Below are 13944 nucleotides of genomic sequence, written 5' to 3'. Positions count from 1 at the left end.
GGGATTTGTGGCGAGGGGATTTATCCCCGTTGGATTGCGAAGCGATCCCAAAAAGTGATCGCTGCGTAGCACAACGGGGAGGTACGGCATTCCGATAAATCCCCTTGCCACAATGGATGCCAGGCTCAACCAATCACTCGCTGGGTCAGCGTTGCGTCTCCTGAGAAACAATCGACTCGGGTTTCATATCACGCTCAGACAGCGGCGTGTCGTGCACCTGATAACCACCTTTGAGTCCATCGTTCAGCAACGACCACATGCCCTTATTGAAGTCGTAACTGACGTTTTTCACGGTGTAAGGCAATTTCTTGTCGTACAGCTGTACACCGCTCAGGAACAACGCACGGTAGAGAACGCCGCCCTGATCCCAGGCGTCATACAGACCGGCACCGAACGTGTCTTCGTCCAGGTAGTACGTGCGTTTGCTGTAGACGTGGCGTTTGCCCGGTTTCAACGTCGCCTCCACCACCCAGACCCGATGCAGTTCCCAGCGTTCGCAGGCCGGGTTGGCGTGACGCGGCTTGAATTGCTCTTCCTGACCGCAGCTGAAATAGAACTTGTAGGCGTTATAGGGAATGTACATTTCCTTGCGGCCGACCAGCTTGTAATCGAAGCGGTCCTGGCTGCCGGAAAACATCTGCAATTCATCAAACAGGTTCACGCCCCCCTGATTGGGCACGGGCGTGTCGTAGGCGAACTCCGGCGCCAATTTGATGCGGCGCATGCCCGGGGTGTAACTCCAGGCGCGGCGCGGCTGGCTTTGCGGGTCCAGGTAGTCCGCAAGAATGATCAGTTGACCGGCACTGCGCGCCGGATAGCTGTCCAAAGCCCAGGCGCGGTAATACAACTGCGGATCCCGATCGGTTTTTTTGGTCTGGTAATACGGCGCCTCTTCCATAGTGGCGGACTCGGCGGTCTTGGTCACCGAACCTTGCGAGTCTATCACCCAACTGTTGGATGACTTCGTGGTGGTGTAACCCTGGCCCTTGTAGCGCAACTGCTGATTCCAGATCACTTCGTTGCCGTTTTGCGGCAATGGAAAAGGCAGCCCGCCCCGGCACGCCGGGTCGACTGCAAGGTTGTCCCTGGCCGTGCGGCACGCGCTGGCGTTGCGCACAGAGGCATCCAGAATCTCTTGCGGGTACGCGGCGGTACGGTGAGTCGGGTAGATATCAAGGTAATACTCGGGGAATTTACTCAGGAGCATTTTTTGCCCGCCGCTCAAGCGATCAGCGTACTGCTCCATGTTTTTCGAAGTGATGCGCAGCAGCGGTTTTTCATCCTTGAAAGGGTCTATCCAGAATCCGCTATCGGGCTTGAAGCCTGGCGGGATTTGCGTCAGGCCGCCGCTGTAAGGGGGAATGCTGCCATCGGCATTGCCCGCGATGATCGCGCCGAACGGCGTCAGGGTTTTACCGATTTGCGCCACCTGATCGGCCGGTGCCGCGCCCTGGCTGGCCGTGGCGATGGTCAACAGCGCCAGTGCCCATGCAATTTGTCCTTTCATAAACAGATACTCCGCATTTCAGCTTTGTCAGATGGAGGTTTTGAAGGTGAAGGCCAGCCAGCCACGGTCTGTTCCGCCCACGGCGCCGTTACCACCGATGGTGTCGCCAGGGATGTTTTTCGACTGGGCCTCGGTGTCGGAGTAGCGCAAGCCAAATTCGTAGCGCTGGGCGTAGGTCATTTGCACGCCGGCCGACCAGGTCAAGGCGCCTTCGTTACCACCGCCGGCGCTGGCGGCGTTGCCCGACAAACCGTAATTGACGGTCAGCGGCACCGTCATGTCCCAGGACGGGAATATCGACAGGTATTGGGGGGTGTAATTGACCGCGATGGCGGCGTAATCGCGGGTCGAACAACCGTCGCGTTTGCCTCCGGAACCCGGCGTGCCCGCCCGCGGATCAACACAATTGCTGCTGTTCTCACCCAGATAAAGCTCTTCGTGGTCAGTCACTTTGCGCAAATGGCTGTAAGCGAATTCACCTATCAGGGTGGCGTTATTGGCAATGAAGTTGCGTGGCACGCCGTACACAGCGTTGGCAACGAAGTGGAAGGTGTCACCGCGCGGCCCTTCGTTGTCAGTGGGGTCCACGCCCACGGCGTTCAATGCAGCGCCTTTTCGATAGGAAATTTCGCTACCGACCGAGACCGTGTCGAGCACAGTGGACAGGCTCAAACCGATCAGTTTGACGCTGCGTGGATACACCAGACGATAGCTGCCGGTGGCAGCGGACACTTCAGGTGCAAGCCACGGTTGGTAGTCATCGAACTGGCGGTAGTACGCGCCCAGCGTCGACTGTATGGCGTCGACGTCATATTTGGCCATCACGCCCCAGTTGGCGGAGTCACGACCGTATTTGGATTTCTCTCGATTGAGGGAAAAACCCGGCGCGACCGGCAAGCGGTCCGGGCCTTCGAAAAAAGGGTCTGCAGCGCCAAAGTAAGTCCCACCGTAAGGGATCCGGGTGTAATCCCACTCGTAAAAATACTGCGCAGCCAGGGTCAGATTGTCGGTGGCCTGGGCCTTTGCCGATATCTGCCCGATGGGCAGGAACACTTCCTTGGTTTCGATACCAGGACTGGTGACGGCCTTGGCACCATCGAGTGGCGCCTGCGAGTAGGAAATCGCATGCGCACCGAACAACAGCCCTTCGCCCCAGTAATTGGTATGCCGGCCAATCTTGACGTTCACCGACGCATCGCCCAGGCGAAAGTTCTTCCACACGAAGGCATCGAGAATCTCCCCCGACGGGCCTTCGACGTAGCGTTTCACTTCCGAGCTGTATTGATCGTTGTCGTAGCTGGTCTGGAAGCCGGCAACTCGGCTGCGCACATCATTGTCGTGGTAGGCCTGGTCATACCAGCCGGCTGCACTGAGACGCGCGCCCCATTCTTTGCGATAGGAGAAATCCAGTTCGGTCAGCAGGTCGATACGGTTGGTGACGATGTCACCTTTGTGGAACTTGCCGTCAGATTCATCGTAATTGGGGTTGTTCATGATGCGCCGGTCCTGATCTTCCATGCGCATGCCCAGGTTGTAGCGCAACGTGTTATCCCAGCGCAGGTTGAAATCCGGGTTGGCCAATTCGATGGGCGCCGCCATGGCCGCACCACCGTAGCCCATCGCCAATTCCCCGACTGCCAGCAATACCACCGCGCGCCGGGCTCGCATGCGGCCCTGTTTACTAATCTTTTTCATGCCAACCACCTGTTGTTTTTATTGTCAGTCGTTCGGACGCGCCCTCGGTTACAGGGCGCTACGGCTAGCGTCCGATGGGATAGATGATGGATTTTTCCTGTGTGAACTCTTTAAGCCAGTTCGGCCCGAACTCGCGGCCCAGCCCCGAGCGCTTGAAGCCACCGATGGGTGCGTATGGCAGGCTGCCGCTGCCCCCGTTGATGTAAACGCTGCCGGCGCGAATGCGTCTGGCCATAGCGTAGGCGGTGGCGGCATCGGCCGAGGCCACGGCACCGTTGAGGCCGAAGCGTGAATCGTTGGCGATGGCAATGGCTTCGTCATCGCTGTCGAAGCCGATCACCACCCCCACTGGCCCGAAGATTTCTTCCTGAGCGATGTGCATGTCGTTGCGCACGTCATCGAACAGGGTGATGTCGCTGAAAAAACCTCGCTCAAGGTGGGCCGGTCGTCCACCGCCACACACCAGCGTGGCACCGGCATCGCGGCCACTGGCAATGAAGTGTTCGACCTTGGCGCGCTGCGATTCGCGGATCAGCGGGCCCATCATCACGCTCGGGTCCGCCGGGTCGCCGACTTTCCATTGCCCGGCGATGGCTTTGGCGCACTGCACAAATTGCTCGCGCACCGACTGGTGCACTACGAAACGCGTCAACAGTGCGCAACCTTGCCCGGCATTGACCGCCAGCCCGGCGACGGCACCCAGCGCGGTGGCCTGAATGTCGGCATCGGCGCGTACGATCAAGGCCGACTTGCCACCCAGTTCCAGGTGCACGCGTTTCAGGGTCGGCGCCGCCTGACTCATGATGCTTACACCAACTGCCTCCGAGCCGGTGAACGAGACCATGTCTACCCGTGGGTCGCTGCTTAACAGGCTGCCCACCTCAACGCCGCCCGTGACAATGTTGAGTACGCCTTTGGGCAAGCCGATTTCCTCGGCAATCTGACCGAACAGCAGCGCCGAGAATGGGGTAAACGGCGAAGGCTTGAGCACCAGGGTGTTGCCCGCCAACAAGGCTGGAAAGACCTTGGCCAGGTTCAGCAGAAACGGAAAGTTGTAGCCGGTGATGCCGGCCACTACGCCGATGGCTTCGCGCTCCACCGTGCCGCTGCCCAGCAGCATCGGCCCGGTCGGGTTGAACGGATTGGGATTGGCCTGCACGGGGATTTGCAGACTGTCGCTGTGCAACGACTGCTCGATGGCGGTCAGTACATGACCCAGCGGCATGTCCACCTGCATGGCATACGTCACGCCCTGAGAGCAGCCGACTTCAGCGATGATCAGCGCAGCAATCTGCGCCCGTTTAGCCACAAGCGCAGCGTGCATGCGGCGCATATAAGCGGCGCGCTCGGCCATGCTCAGCCAGGGCCAGGGGCCGTTATCAAAAGCGTTGCGCGCGGCGGCGATAGCACTGTCGGCGCTGGGCAAGTCACCGGTGGGTGCATGACCGATCACCGCCTCCGTTGCCGGGTTGAGCACCGCTTCGCGCGGGCCATCGGCGGCCACCCAGGCGCCGTCGATGTAGAGTTTGTCCAGTTGGGTGAAGGGGATACTCATGGTGCTGGATCTCCTGAGACTTTGCCGGTAATAAGCTCTGCGGCACGCATGGCGATGGCCATGGCCGGGGCGTTGGTGTTGCCGGACACCAGACACGGCATGATCGAGGTGTCGACCACACGCAGGCCTTCAACGCCTCGAACACGCAACTGCGGATCGAGCACCGAAGCGCTGTCACCCCCCATGCGGCAGGTGCCGGACACGTGGTAAGCGGTTTGGCCGAAGCGCCGGAACGCGGCAAGAATCTGCTCATCGCTCTCCACCTCAGGACCCGGGGTCAGTTCGCCGACAATGAACGGCTTGAGTCCCGGTTGTGCAGCAAGGCGGCGAAACCAGCGGAACAAGGCAATGGCGGAGCTGCGATCAATGTCGGCGCTCAAGTAATTGGCATTGATCTGCGGTGGCACCGAGGCATCTACCGATTGAATGCGCAACTCGCCCTGGCTTTGCGGGCGCAGAAAGTAGCCGCCGATGGTCAGGCCGGGCTGCTTGTCGATTTCGACCTTGTTGCCGTCGCCGTCCATGGAATAGAGGCTGACGCCGATCTGCGCGTCCGGACAGTCCAGCTCCGGGCGGGTTTTGATAAAGCCACCCGCCTCGTGGGCGGCATGGGTCATCGGTCCTTTCTTGCGCAGAAAATACTGCGCCACGGCACCCAGCAACCCCACTCCGTGGAAGCAGTGGTTGAAGCTGCCGCTGGTGACCCGATACTGCATGGCCATGTAAACGTGCTCGCGCAGGTTGCGCCCCACTTGAGGGGCGTGTTGCAGCACGCCGATACCCAGTGATTCCAGCAACCCCGCCGGGCCGATGCCGGACAGTTGCAAGAGCTTGGGCGACTCGATGGCGCCGGCGCACAACAGCACCTCGCGGACCACGGCGAAGCGCGCTTTGCCGCCACTCCCCATGACCTGCACGGCGCTCGCGCGACGCTGGCTGAATTCGATGCGCTGCACGAGCGTGCCGGTCATGACCGTCAGGTTCGGGGCGCACGCACCGGGTCGAGAAATGCTTTGGCGGCACTGAAGCGCTGCCCCTTCCAGGTGGTTTGTGGCTGATAACCGAAGCCTCCGTGACTGACCGAATCGACATGGTTGGTGTCGTCGGTACGCGCCGCCCCAAGCTCACCCGCAGCGCTGATCACCGCATCACAGAGGGCGTGACCGGACGGGTGCACGCTGACCTTCAACGGGCCACCCACCCCGCGCCATTGGCTTTTGCCCAACTGGTGATCCTCCAGGGCTACAAACTGGCGGCCCATGTCTTTCCAGCCCCAACCGGTACAGCCTTGCGCTTCCCAATTGTCGTAGTCGGCAGGTGTGCCCCGCACATAGACCATGCCGTTGACCGAACTGGAACCACCAATGGTCTTGCCTTTAAGCCACTGTTCGTCGCTCATGCCCTCGCCGCGTGCGGCCTTGTAGCTCCACACATGGGGATTGCCGGGACTGAGCAGTTTGCCGATACCACGCGGCATCGCAATCAACGGGCTGGTGTGGTCCGGCCCGCTCTCGATCAGCAACACTGAAACGTCCGGGTCGGCGGACAGACGATTGGCCAGGACACAGCCAGCCGACCCCGCACCGATGATGATGTAGTCGTACGATTTGCTCATTGTTGTTCTTCTTTTGCTGGTTGCTTAAAGCCTTGATGACGGGGCGACGGTCACCGTGGTTCGTCACCGCTGTGACTCACCTCAATGACTCGCTCCGGACAGGCTCTGGCGCCGCGTTGCGCCATTCCCTCCTGTCCCTCCGGCACGCTGAAACCGCTGCTTGCGATGTAGCCGTTGTCGTCGAGTGGAAATAGTGCGGGGGCAATGTGGTTGCAGCGGGCATGGCCCACGCAGCCAGGTTGATTGATCAGCACTTTCATGCGCCCACCGCCGCTGACTGCGAGAAAATTGCCGTGGCATCCGGCTCGTCCCACTGCAGGTGCAGGTCCTCCATCCCGAAGACGCCGAAGGCATTGAATTTGGGCGTGCTGTTGTCGGCAATCCGCAAGGACGGCAGCCGTTGCAGCCATAACTCCATGGCGATACACAATTCCCTGCGCGCCAGGTGCGAACCGACGCAACGGTGCACGCCATAGGAAAATGCCATGTGTGGAGACGCACCGGCGCTGCGCTGGAAGTCGACCTTGCCAGCCTGGTCGAACACTTCAGGATCGAGGTTGGCCAACTCGGTGCTGATCAGCACCGTGTCACCCTTCTTCATCAAAACGTCGCCGATCTGTACGTCGCAGGTGACCGTGCGCCGCATGTTGACGATCGAGTACGAGCGCAGCAGTTCTTCCACCGCATCGCCGATCAGTTCAGGGTTGTCTCGTAGTTGTACCTGCTGCTCGGGATGGCGCGCCAGATGCCGAAAAAACAGGTCCAGACAACACGTCACCGTATCCAGGCCGGCAATAAAGATCAGGAAGTTGATGCCGAGCATTTCATCGTCGGTCAAGGGCCGGCCATCGATCTCGCTGGTCAGCAGATAGCTGGTGAAATCATCACCCGGATTGGCGCGGCGTTCAGCGATGTGATTGCGGATCCAGGTGGTAATCGCCCGCGCGTTTTCGGTGACCGTTTGCAGGTCGACGCTTTTGATCAGTGTCCGTGTCCTGTGCTGGAACAGGGGTCGGTCTTCCAGCGGCCAGCCCATGAGCGTCAAGAAAATCAAGGTAGGAAATGGCTTGGCGAACGCCTCGTTGAAATCGCAACGCCCGGCGTCTTGCACCTCGTCAATCAATTGGTTGGCCAGCTGGCGAATGTTCTGCTCCAGCGCCTCGATCTTTTTCGGGGTGAACAGCGGGTTGAGCAAGGCACGGTATTTGGCGTGTTCCGGTGGATCGATTTCCAGCGGCGCCAAGCGCCAGCTCTCACCTAGCAATAGCGCGTAGGGCGTCAGGCCGACACCGCTGAACGTCTGCGGGTCTTGCAGAATGCACCGCAGGTCCTCGGCACGTCGTGGTACCCAGATTCCGGGCAAGAAGCCCAGGCGCGGGATCCAGAAAACAGGCGGTGTGGTCTGGTGCAGTTCGGCGGCCCAGGTATAAGCGTTTTCACCTTGGGCGGTGAGTTCCGCCCACAGGTCGAAATCGCGTACCAGATGCTCGGGGATGTGTGCGGGAACAGGTACTGGCGTTTCAGGAGTGTTATTCATTATTGTTCTCCAGGGCCTCAGTCGGACTGGAGAAACGGTAAGGCCGAGGGCACAAAGGCACAACGGACAGAACTGCAAAACTGTACGGCATGCGCTGGATTCATTAACACTTTCACGAAAAATGTTCTAAAACTAATCTGTGTGGAATGAAAACCCGCCGTTACTGTTCGTCGATCACCGCCGGAAAGCTCAACTGCCCGGCGCCAAGAAATCAATAATAAGCACCGCAGAGGTTCAGCATGTCTCACCTAGCATCCGTGCCACTGTCCGATAAAAACCACGCCAGCCAACGCCACGCTTTGCGTTCCCGGCGTACCCGTGAATTGCTCCTGGACCACATGTACCGTCTGGCGCTGGAGAAGGGCTATGAAGGCATCACCGTTCAGCAGTTACTCGACAGCACGGGGGTGGCGCGCTCTACCTTCTATGCGCATTTTCGCGACAAGGAGGATCTGATCGTCGCCGGCTACGAAGCCATCGGCACACCTTCGACCAAGGTGACCGAGGTCGATGGCGACCGCCGCGTGCTACTGGATGTTTCAGCCTGGCTTTTCAGCGCCACTGAACGCCACGCGGCGTTGACAACCTCATTTTTCAGCGGACCGGGGCAGAATGTGATTCTGGCCCACCTGGAAAACATCCTGATCATCCAGGTCCGCGAGCATTACCGAAAACAGGGTCTCTATCAGGTCGATCAACTGCGCGGCGAAGCGGCCGTGCGCTGTTTCGTTGGTGCCTTGGTCGGGCTGTGGTTGTGGTGGGTGCGCCATGATTATCCGAACTCCGCGCGGGAATTGACCGAGACGTTCGATGGCCTGATGAACAACGGCACCTGGCCGCCCGACCAAAGCGTGCGCCAGTAACCGGATTACGAGGCGCAGGCCATGACCAGAAATTGCCGGAATGCCTGCGCCGGTGCTGACAAAGCGTTGTCCGGCAGCCAGATCAGCCCCAGCTCCATAGGTGGAATCACGTCTACCAATGGCCGGATCTCGATTTTCTTGCCTTCCAGCGACCAGGCCCGATAGAGCATGTCCGAAAGAATAGTCACGCCAAAGCCATGCCCCACCAGTCCGCGCAATGCCTCGATGGATGAGGTACGCAAAGCCACTTTGGGAGCGAGCCCGCGTGAGTTCCAGTAGCGCAAGGTCGAGGTCTCGCCCTCATCCACCGTTGCAAGGATATAAGCATGGGCGGCGACGTCTTCAAGGTTGATCAAGGTAGCCGACATCAACGGATGCTGACTGGACAACCAGAGCTGGCGGCGCGAGCGGATCAACACCTGGTGTGCGAACCCTTGCAGGTTCAGGGTGTTCGAGACAATCGTCAGGCCCAGGTCCAGATCGCCGTCACCCACAGCGTCTTCTATGCTCTGCCGGTCCATGTCGATCAATTCGATTTCTATCTGCGGATAGCTGCGTTTGAAACGTGCCAGCAACGCCGGCAGAAAGTATCCCAGCACTGTATAGGAGGCGCCTACGCGCACAGTACCTTGCAGGGCATGGCCAAGAAACAGCGGTTCACTGAGGGCATCCTGCAAGGTGTCCAGAATATGCCGCGCATGCTGGGCAAACTTGTTGCCCTCAGCGGTCAGCGTCACCCCATGTGGCAGCCGGTCAAAAAGGCTGACGCCCATGGACTGTTCCAGATGCAACACCGCTGCGGTGATTGCGGACTGCGACACGTGAGCCTTCATCGCCGCCTGGGAAAACTGCCCGGCATCCGCAGCGGCAACGAAATAGCGCAATTGGCGCATGGAAATATCTTTGCCTTTGGTCATTCGATTTTCTGATACCTGCTGCCTGAATTTATAAAACAGCTCGATCCAGGGGGTGGTTACACTCCAGAACGGGTAGCTGCCCCAACCTATCGTTATCCTTCGAATTTCAGCGCCAATAATAAAAATGGCTGAAGGTTGAAAAATGAACGCGATCCATTACAGCGAGTACAACTGTGAAGCGTCTGGCAATTTCCTGACTGAAGCTTCACTGGCAAAACAAGGCTTCGACATTCGTGTTGAACACGCGCAATGGTCCAACACCGGCACCGCCCTCATCGAAACGGGCGACAGTTGCTTGTTACGCCTGATGCTTCCTGCCAGCGCTCAGATCAAGCCCAACTCCGGCAGTTTCTCCAGTCACGGCGCGCATCAGTTCCAGCCGTTGGGCAAACTGTTGTTTATTCCCGGCGGCACTGAATTCCATTTGCGCCACGATGCCGGCGAGCAAAAAGCCCTGGTGTGTCTGTTCGATCCCGCTTCCCTCGGTGTCCTGGGCAGTTATCGCTGGAACTGGCAGGACAACGTCAGCGCAGCCATGCTCAACCTGCAAAGCGGCTACCTGCACGCCTCGCTGCAACGCCTGGCCGAAGAAGTGGCCAATCCGGGTTTCGCCAGTGAACTGCATACCGAGTGCCTGCTCACCAGCATTGCCCTGGACCTGCGTCGGGAATTTATCGACGCGCCCGAGCCGGCTGTCTGTGCTTCACCCTGCGCTGAAAAACTCAACCCTCGGCAACTCAACATCCTGCGCGAACTACTCAACAGCAACAGCGAAGAAGGCCGCTCCCTGGGCCACCTGGCGCGGGCCTGCGACCTGCCGCTGCGCACGCTGTCGAGTCGTTGCAAAAACACCACCGGCATGACCTTGCGCCAGTACGCCGCGCAAAGTCGCCTGCAAAAAGCCGTGGCGCTGTTGGCGGACCCACGGTTGCTGATCAAGCAGGTGGCCTATCAGGCTGGCTTCAACAACGCCGCCGCGTTCAGTGCTGCTTTTCGCAAAGAACTCGGTGTCACGCCCGAAGAATTCCGCCAGCAGCGCCAGCGTTGACAGGCGCCGGCACAGCGCCTGACAGTGAACCTGTGGTGAGGGGATTTGCCCCACAGCCACAAGGCTTAACGTCGGATCGTCGCGGTGATTTTCGCGTGCGGCCCATTCACTTGCGCGGCCCAGGCTTCAGCCGCCTGATCGAGGGTGAAATCTAGGTAATCCACCTGAATCTGCTGCTCCTTGGCGATCTTCAGCAGACGCAGCCAGATCTGTTCACGGTCTGCGGGTGGACGCTGGCCCGTGCCGATGCACGACAAGTTGCGAAACAGCAGATCGGCAATATCCAGATTGAGCTGGCGTCCGGCGCCTGTGCCAATGGTCATGATTCGCGCGCCCCAGTTGGTCGCTTTCAGAGACGTCAGCATCGGTTGACCGCACACTAGGTCGAGCACCACATCAAAACCGCCATCGGCCGCATCCTTGAGCGCAGCGACATCATCGCTGCCCCCCAGGGTCACCACCTCATCGGCAAGGCCTCGCGACTTCAATCGCCCGAGGGCCTCAGCAGACCGGGCAGCCCCGACCACTTTCCCCGCACCCAGACCACGCGCCAGTTGCAGGGCGATCTGGCCGAGCGTGCCGGTCGCGCCGAGGATCAGTACTTTCTCACCCTTTTGAATCGCGGCTTTTTCCAACGGCACGATGGCACCGGTCGCGGCGATGCCCATGCTGATCGCAGTCTTGTCATCCACGTCGTCCGGCACATCCCACACTTCGGCTTGCGGCACCAAAGTGCGTTCCGCCCAGGCACCAAACGGCAGCACCGAACGCTCGCCGAAATACACCCGACGGCCATCCGGAGCACGTCCCACGCCTTCGCCGCGGATGACACAGGGATATTCAACACCCAGTCGGTAGGCGCCAAGTACATCCCAGCCGCCAAGGCCCGCGGTATCGACGTCGATCAGCACCGAGCCGTCTTGCGGTTGCGGATCACGAAACTCTCCCACTACCGGCGGCGCATTGCGCTCGGAAATGATTGCTGCACGCATGGCATTCTCCTTGTCTGTTTTATTGTCAGGCTGCACTTGATGCAATAATTGAACATTATTCTATTATTTGTCCATATCTACTTCAGCAACTGCCCTGGGTGGCCACCCGTGGCTGGGGCTTATAGCGCGGGTACCCGCCGAGTGTCAGGAGCAGCAAGGGGCCAACCACAAAGCAGATGAAACTGAACAGCAGCATCGCCGAATAGCCGCCGGTGAGCTTGAACAGCCCGGCGAACAACAACGGCGAGATCGCCGCCCCGGCGGTGATCAAGCCCAGGTGCGCGCCGAACAGACGGCCGTAGTCGCGCATGCCGAAATAGCGGGCAATCAGGAATGCAGCGATATCAAATTCGGCGCCGGCACCCACGCCTACCAACAAGGTGGCGAGGGTGTACATCGCGATAGTGGAATCCCCATAGGCGAAAATTGCGCAGGCAAATGCCGGCATCAGCAGCGCGACGGAGGCGACGCCGGGCGCCCACAACCGGTCGATCAGGTAACCCACCAGCAGCCGGCCCAGAATCAGTGACACGCCGAAGCTGGCAAAAATCTGGCTCGCCTGCAGGGCGCTCAGGCCCCGGTCCTGCAGCAATGGCACAATGTTGGTGACCATGCCCACTACGCACGCCACCACCAGCGTCATCGACAGGTTGCATACCCAGAACCGCCACGAGCGCAGGGCCTCACGCAGCAGCAATCCGCCGCTTTGCTCACTGGCGGTGGGAAGTTGCGTCGAGTGGTCGCTGACGGTCGCCGCCGGCAACAACCAGCGTAATGCCAATGGCAACGCCAGCAGCACCGGCAATACACCCAGCGCGAGGAAACCCGCCTGCCAGTTCCAGCGACTGATCGCCCAAGCGGTGATCAGCGGCAACATGATGGCCGCCAGCCCGGAGCCGCTGAGGATGATTGCCAGCGCCAGACCACGGTTGTCTTCGAACCACAAGTTGACCAAGTGCGACCAGGTCACCTGCAACGTGCCCAAACCCGCCAGCGGCACCAGAAAAAACCCGAGATACAAGGTCCAGATCGAGCCGTTGATTGAGGTCAGAAGAAAGACACTGGTGGACAACGCCAACAGCGACAGCAACGTCACCCGTCGCAAGCCGTAGCGCGCGTTGAGCCAGCCGGCCAGTTGCGAAGCCACGATCGTGCCCAGCGACAACGCGGTGATCGCCGCTTGCAACTCCGCCCTGCCCCAGCCCATGGCCTGTTCCATCGGAATCACCATGGAGCTGAAGCTGTACAGCAGCAATGAACTGGAACTGGTGGCAACGCCGACCAGCGCCAGAATCAGTACCCGCCAGCCGCGTTTGAATTCTGCGTTATCAAAGCCTTTCATGGTCTGTTGCCTCAGTCGTTGCCGATAAACACAGCCGCTTCCGCGCTCTTGCTCAGCACATGCGCACGGCGTGCCGGGCCAGGTGCAGTCGCGACCTGCACAAGGGTGTCCTCGGGGTGAATCAGCGTCGGGCCATTGCCCAGTTCCTCAAGCGCCAGCAGCGCCAGGTCTTGCGCCTTGGGCAGGGTCATGGTCAAGGCATCGGGAATCTTCAGTTTGACCATGGCATCGCGCATGGTCGGCGTGTCAACGGTGCCAATGAGCAGGTTGAGCACGTCCACACCGCGGTCCTTCCATTCGGCCCATAGCGACTCGCCGAGGTTGAGGGCAAAGCCTTTGGTTGCGGTGTACATCGCCAGTTTGCGAATTCCCCCCAGGGCTGCCTGGGAACCCACCAGCAGCAAGCCGCCCTGCCCGCGTTCCAGCATGGCGGCTCCGAAGGCGTGGCTGCATTGCATGACGGTCGAGCAGTTGAGGCGCAGCAAGGCGCCCCAGTCCTCGGCCGACGTATCGAGAAAGCGCGTGATGTAGGGATCACCACCCGCGTTGTAGATAAACAGCCCGACTTGCCGTGGTCCGACCGCCATTAAAAGCCGTTCACAGGCATCGGGATGTGAAAGGTCCAGGGTCACCACCAGCACCTCGACGGCATAACGATCCTCGAGTTCGCCTTTCAATTGCGCCAGGGCATCGCCGCGGCGCGCCACCAGAATGCAATGGAGGCCGCGCTCGCCGAGCGCGTGGGCAAACGCCTCGCCGACGCCATGTGAGGCCCCGGCGATCACTGCCCATGGGCCATACCGATGCAGGAAAGCGTTATCAGGAACAGACATAAACACTCCAAAAACAGGGGCCCGGCGATCAGCCGCCGGG

The 13944-nt window shown here is 60.0% G+C and carries 13 protein-coding genes; 2 read left to right on the top strand and 11 right to left on the bottom strand.

Annotation, left to right across the window (positions count from 1 at the left end; translation table 11 throughout):
• Positions 1-145: 145 nt before the first annotated feature.
• From AB4P91_RS18670 to AB4P91_RS18640, 7 genes are all read right to left on the bottom strand, one after another.
• Positions 146-1507 carry a DUF1329 domain-containing protein gene (locus AB4P91_RS18670; protein ID WP_395603398.1) on the bottom strand — a complete coding sequence of 454 codons (1362 nt, stop codon included), beginning with the start codon at positions 1505-1507 and terminating at the stop codon, positions 146-148.
• A gap of 27 nt (positions 1508-1534) precedes the next feature.
• Entirely contained in the window at positions 1535-3202 is a 1668-nt protein-coding gene (locus tag AB4P91_RS18665; protein ID WP_313005203.1) for a DUF1302 family protein, read from the bottom strand.
• A 64-nt stretch (positions 3203-3266) separates the two neighbouring features.
• The gene (locus tag AB4P91_RS18660) at positions 3267-4757 is read right to left on the bottom strand and encodes an aldehyde dehydrogenase family protein (protein ID WP_395603397.1); all 1491 of its coding nucleotides are present in this window, start codon (positions 4755-4757) and stop codon (positions 3267-3269) included.
• Complete coding sequence (locus AB4P91_RS18655; protein WP_395603396.1) at positions 4754-5728, bottom strand: GMC family oxidoreductase; 975 nt, start codon at positions 5726-5728, stop codon at positions 4754-4756. Before AB4P91_RS18655 ends, AB4P91_RS18660 begins: the two co-directional genes overlap by 4 nt.
• 5 nt (positions 5729-5733) lie before the next feature.
• Positions 5734-6372 carry a GMC family oxidoreductase gene (locus AB4P91_RS18650; RefSeq protein ID WP_395603395.1) on the bottom strand — a complete coding sequence of 213 codons (639 nt, stop codon included), beginning with the start codon at positions 6370-6372 and terminating at the stop codon, positions 5734-5736.
• A gap of 50 nt (positions 6373-6422) precedes the next feature.
• The gene (locus AB4P91_RS18645; protein WP_313005196.1) at positions 6423-6632 is read right to left on the bottom strand and encodes a ferredoxin; all 210 of its coding nucleotides are present in this window, start codon (positions 6630-6632) and stop codon (positions 6423-6425) included.
• On the bottom strand, positions 6629-7909 hold the full coding sequence (locus AB4P91_RS18640) for a cytochrome P450 (protein WP_395603394.1): 1281 nt from the start codon (positions 7907-7909) through the stop codon (positions 6629-6631). Before AB4P91_RS18640 ends, AB4P91_RS18645 begins: the two co-directional genes overlap by 4 nt.
• A gap of 239 nt (positions 7910-8148) precedes the next feature.
• On the opposite strand from AB4P91_RS18640, the gene AB4P91_RS18635 reads away from it, so the two are divergent.
• Positions 8149-8772, top strand: coding sequence for a TetR/AcrR family transcriptional regulator (locus tag AB4P91_RS18635; protein ID WP_313005192.1), 624 nt, complete (start codon positions 8149-8151; stop codon positions 8770-8772).
• Between the two features lie 5 nt (positions 8773-8777).
• Here AB4P91_RS18635 and AB4P91_RS18630 read toward each other — a convergent pair whose 3' ends face one another.
• On the bottom strand, positions 8778-9689 hold the full coding sequence (locus tag AB4P91_RS18630) for a LysR family transcriptional regulator (RefSeq protein WP_313005190.1): 912 nt from the start codon (positions 9687-9689) through the stop codon (positions 8778-8780).
• Between the two features lie 142 nt (positions 9690-9831).
• Between AB4P91_RS18630 and AB4P91_RS18625 the strand changes: the two genes are divergently transcribed.
• A complete protein-coding gene (locus AB4P91_RS18625) occupies positions 9832-10737 on the top strand; it encodes an AraC family transcriptional regulator (protein ID WP_313005188.1) in 906 nt (301 codons plus the stop codon).
• Positions 10738-10802: 65 nt separating this feature from the next.
• On the opposite strand, the gene AB4P91_RS18620 is transcribed toward AB4P91_RS18625, so the two are convergent.
• The 3 genes from AB4P91_RS18620 to AB4P91_RS18610 all read right to left on the bottom strand — a co-directional run bounded on the left by AB4P91_RS18620 (position 10803) and on the right by AB4P91_RS18610 (position 13904).
• The gene (locus AB4P91_RS18620; RefSeq protein WP_150581032.1) at positions 10803-11729 is read right to left on the bottom strand and encodes a zinc-binding dehydrogenase; all 927 of its coding nucleotides are present in this window, start codon (positions 11727-11729) and stop codon (positions 10803-10805) included.
• An 82-nt stretch (positions 11730-11811) separates the two neighbouring features.
• Positions 11812-13071, bottom strand: a complete 1260-nt coding sequence (locus AB4P91_RS18615) for an MFS transporter (RefSeq protein WP_150581033.1) — start codon at positions 13069-13071, stop codon at positions 11812-11814.
• Between the two features lie 11 nt (positions 13072-13082).
• A complete protein-coding gene (locus AB4P91_RS18610) occupies positions 13083-13904 on the bottom strand; it encodes an SDR family NAD(P)-dependent oxidoreductase (RefSeq protein WP_313005183.1) in 822 nt (273 codons plus the stop codon).
• Positions 13905-13944: the final 40 nt, after the last annotated feature.

The sequence above is a fragment of the Pseudomonas sp. B21128 genome, assembly GCF_044218865.1.
Taxonomy (GTDB): domain Bacteria; phylum Pseudomonadota; class Gammaproteobacteria; order Pseudomonadales; family Pseudomonadaceae; genus Aquipseudomonas; species Aquipseudomonas iridis.
The sequence above is the reverse complement of the archived record's forward strand: the minus strand, read 5'-3'. Positions and strand labels throughout refer to the sequence as shown.

Bases quoted from the DNA above. Each gene is read 5' to 3' on its own strand.
- AB4P91_RS18670 (WP_395603398.1), bottom strand. From the start codon at position 1,507: ATGAAAGGACAAATTGCATGGGCACTGGCGCTGTTGACCATCGCCACG.
- AB4P91_RS18665 (WP_313005203.1), bottom strand. From the start codon at position 3,202: ATGAAAAAGATTAGTAAACAGGGCCGCATGCGAGCCCGGCGCGCGGTG.
- AB4P91_RS18660 (WP_395603397.1), bottom strand. From the start codon at position 4,757: ATGAGTATCCCCTTCACCCAACTGGACAAACTCTACATCGACGGCGCC.
- AB4P91_RS18655 (WP_395603396.1), bottom strand. From the start codon at position 5,728: ATGACCGGCACGCTCGTGCAGCGCATCGAATTCAGCCAGCGTCGCGCG.
- AB4P91_RS18650 (WP_395603395.1), bottom strand. From the start codon at position 6,372: ATGAGCAAATCGTACGACTACATCATCATCGGTGCGGGGTCGGCTGGC.
- AB4P91_RS18645 (WP_313005196.1), bottom strand. From the start codon at position 6,632: ATGAAAGTGCTGATCAATCAACCTGGCTGCGTGGGCCATGCCCGCTGC.
- AB4P91_RS18640 (WP_395603394.1), bottom strand. From the start codon at position 7,909: ATGAATAACACTCCTGAAACGCCAGTACCTGTTCCCGCACACATCCCC.
- AB4P91_RS18635 (WP_313005192.1), top strand. From the start codon at position 8,149: ATGTCTCACCTAGCATCCGTGCCACTGTCCGATAAAAACCACGCCAGC.
- AB4P91_RS18630 (WP_313005190.1), bottom strand. From the start codon at position 9,689: ATGACCAAAGGCAAAGATATTTCCATGCGCCAATTGCGCTATTTCGTT.
- AB4P91_RS18625 (WP_313005188.1), top strand. From the start codon at position 9,832: ATGAACGCGATCCATTACAGCGAGTACAACTGTGAAGCGTCTGGCAAT.
- AB4P91_RS18620 (WP_150581032.1), bottom strand. From the start codon at position 11,729: ATGCGTGCAGCAATCATTTCCGAGCGCAATGCGCCGCCGGTAGTGGGA.
- AB4P91_RS18615 (WP_150581033.1), bottom strand. From the start codon at position 13,071: ATGAAAGGCTTTGATAACGCAGAATTCAAACGCGGCTGGCGGGTACTG.
- AB4P91_RS18610 (WP_313005183.1), bottom strand. From the start codon at position 13,904: ATGTCTGTTCCTGATAACGCTTTCCTGCATCGGTATGGCCCATGGGCA.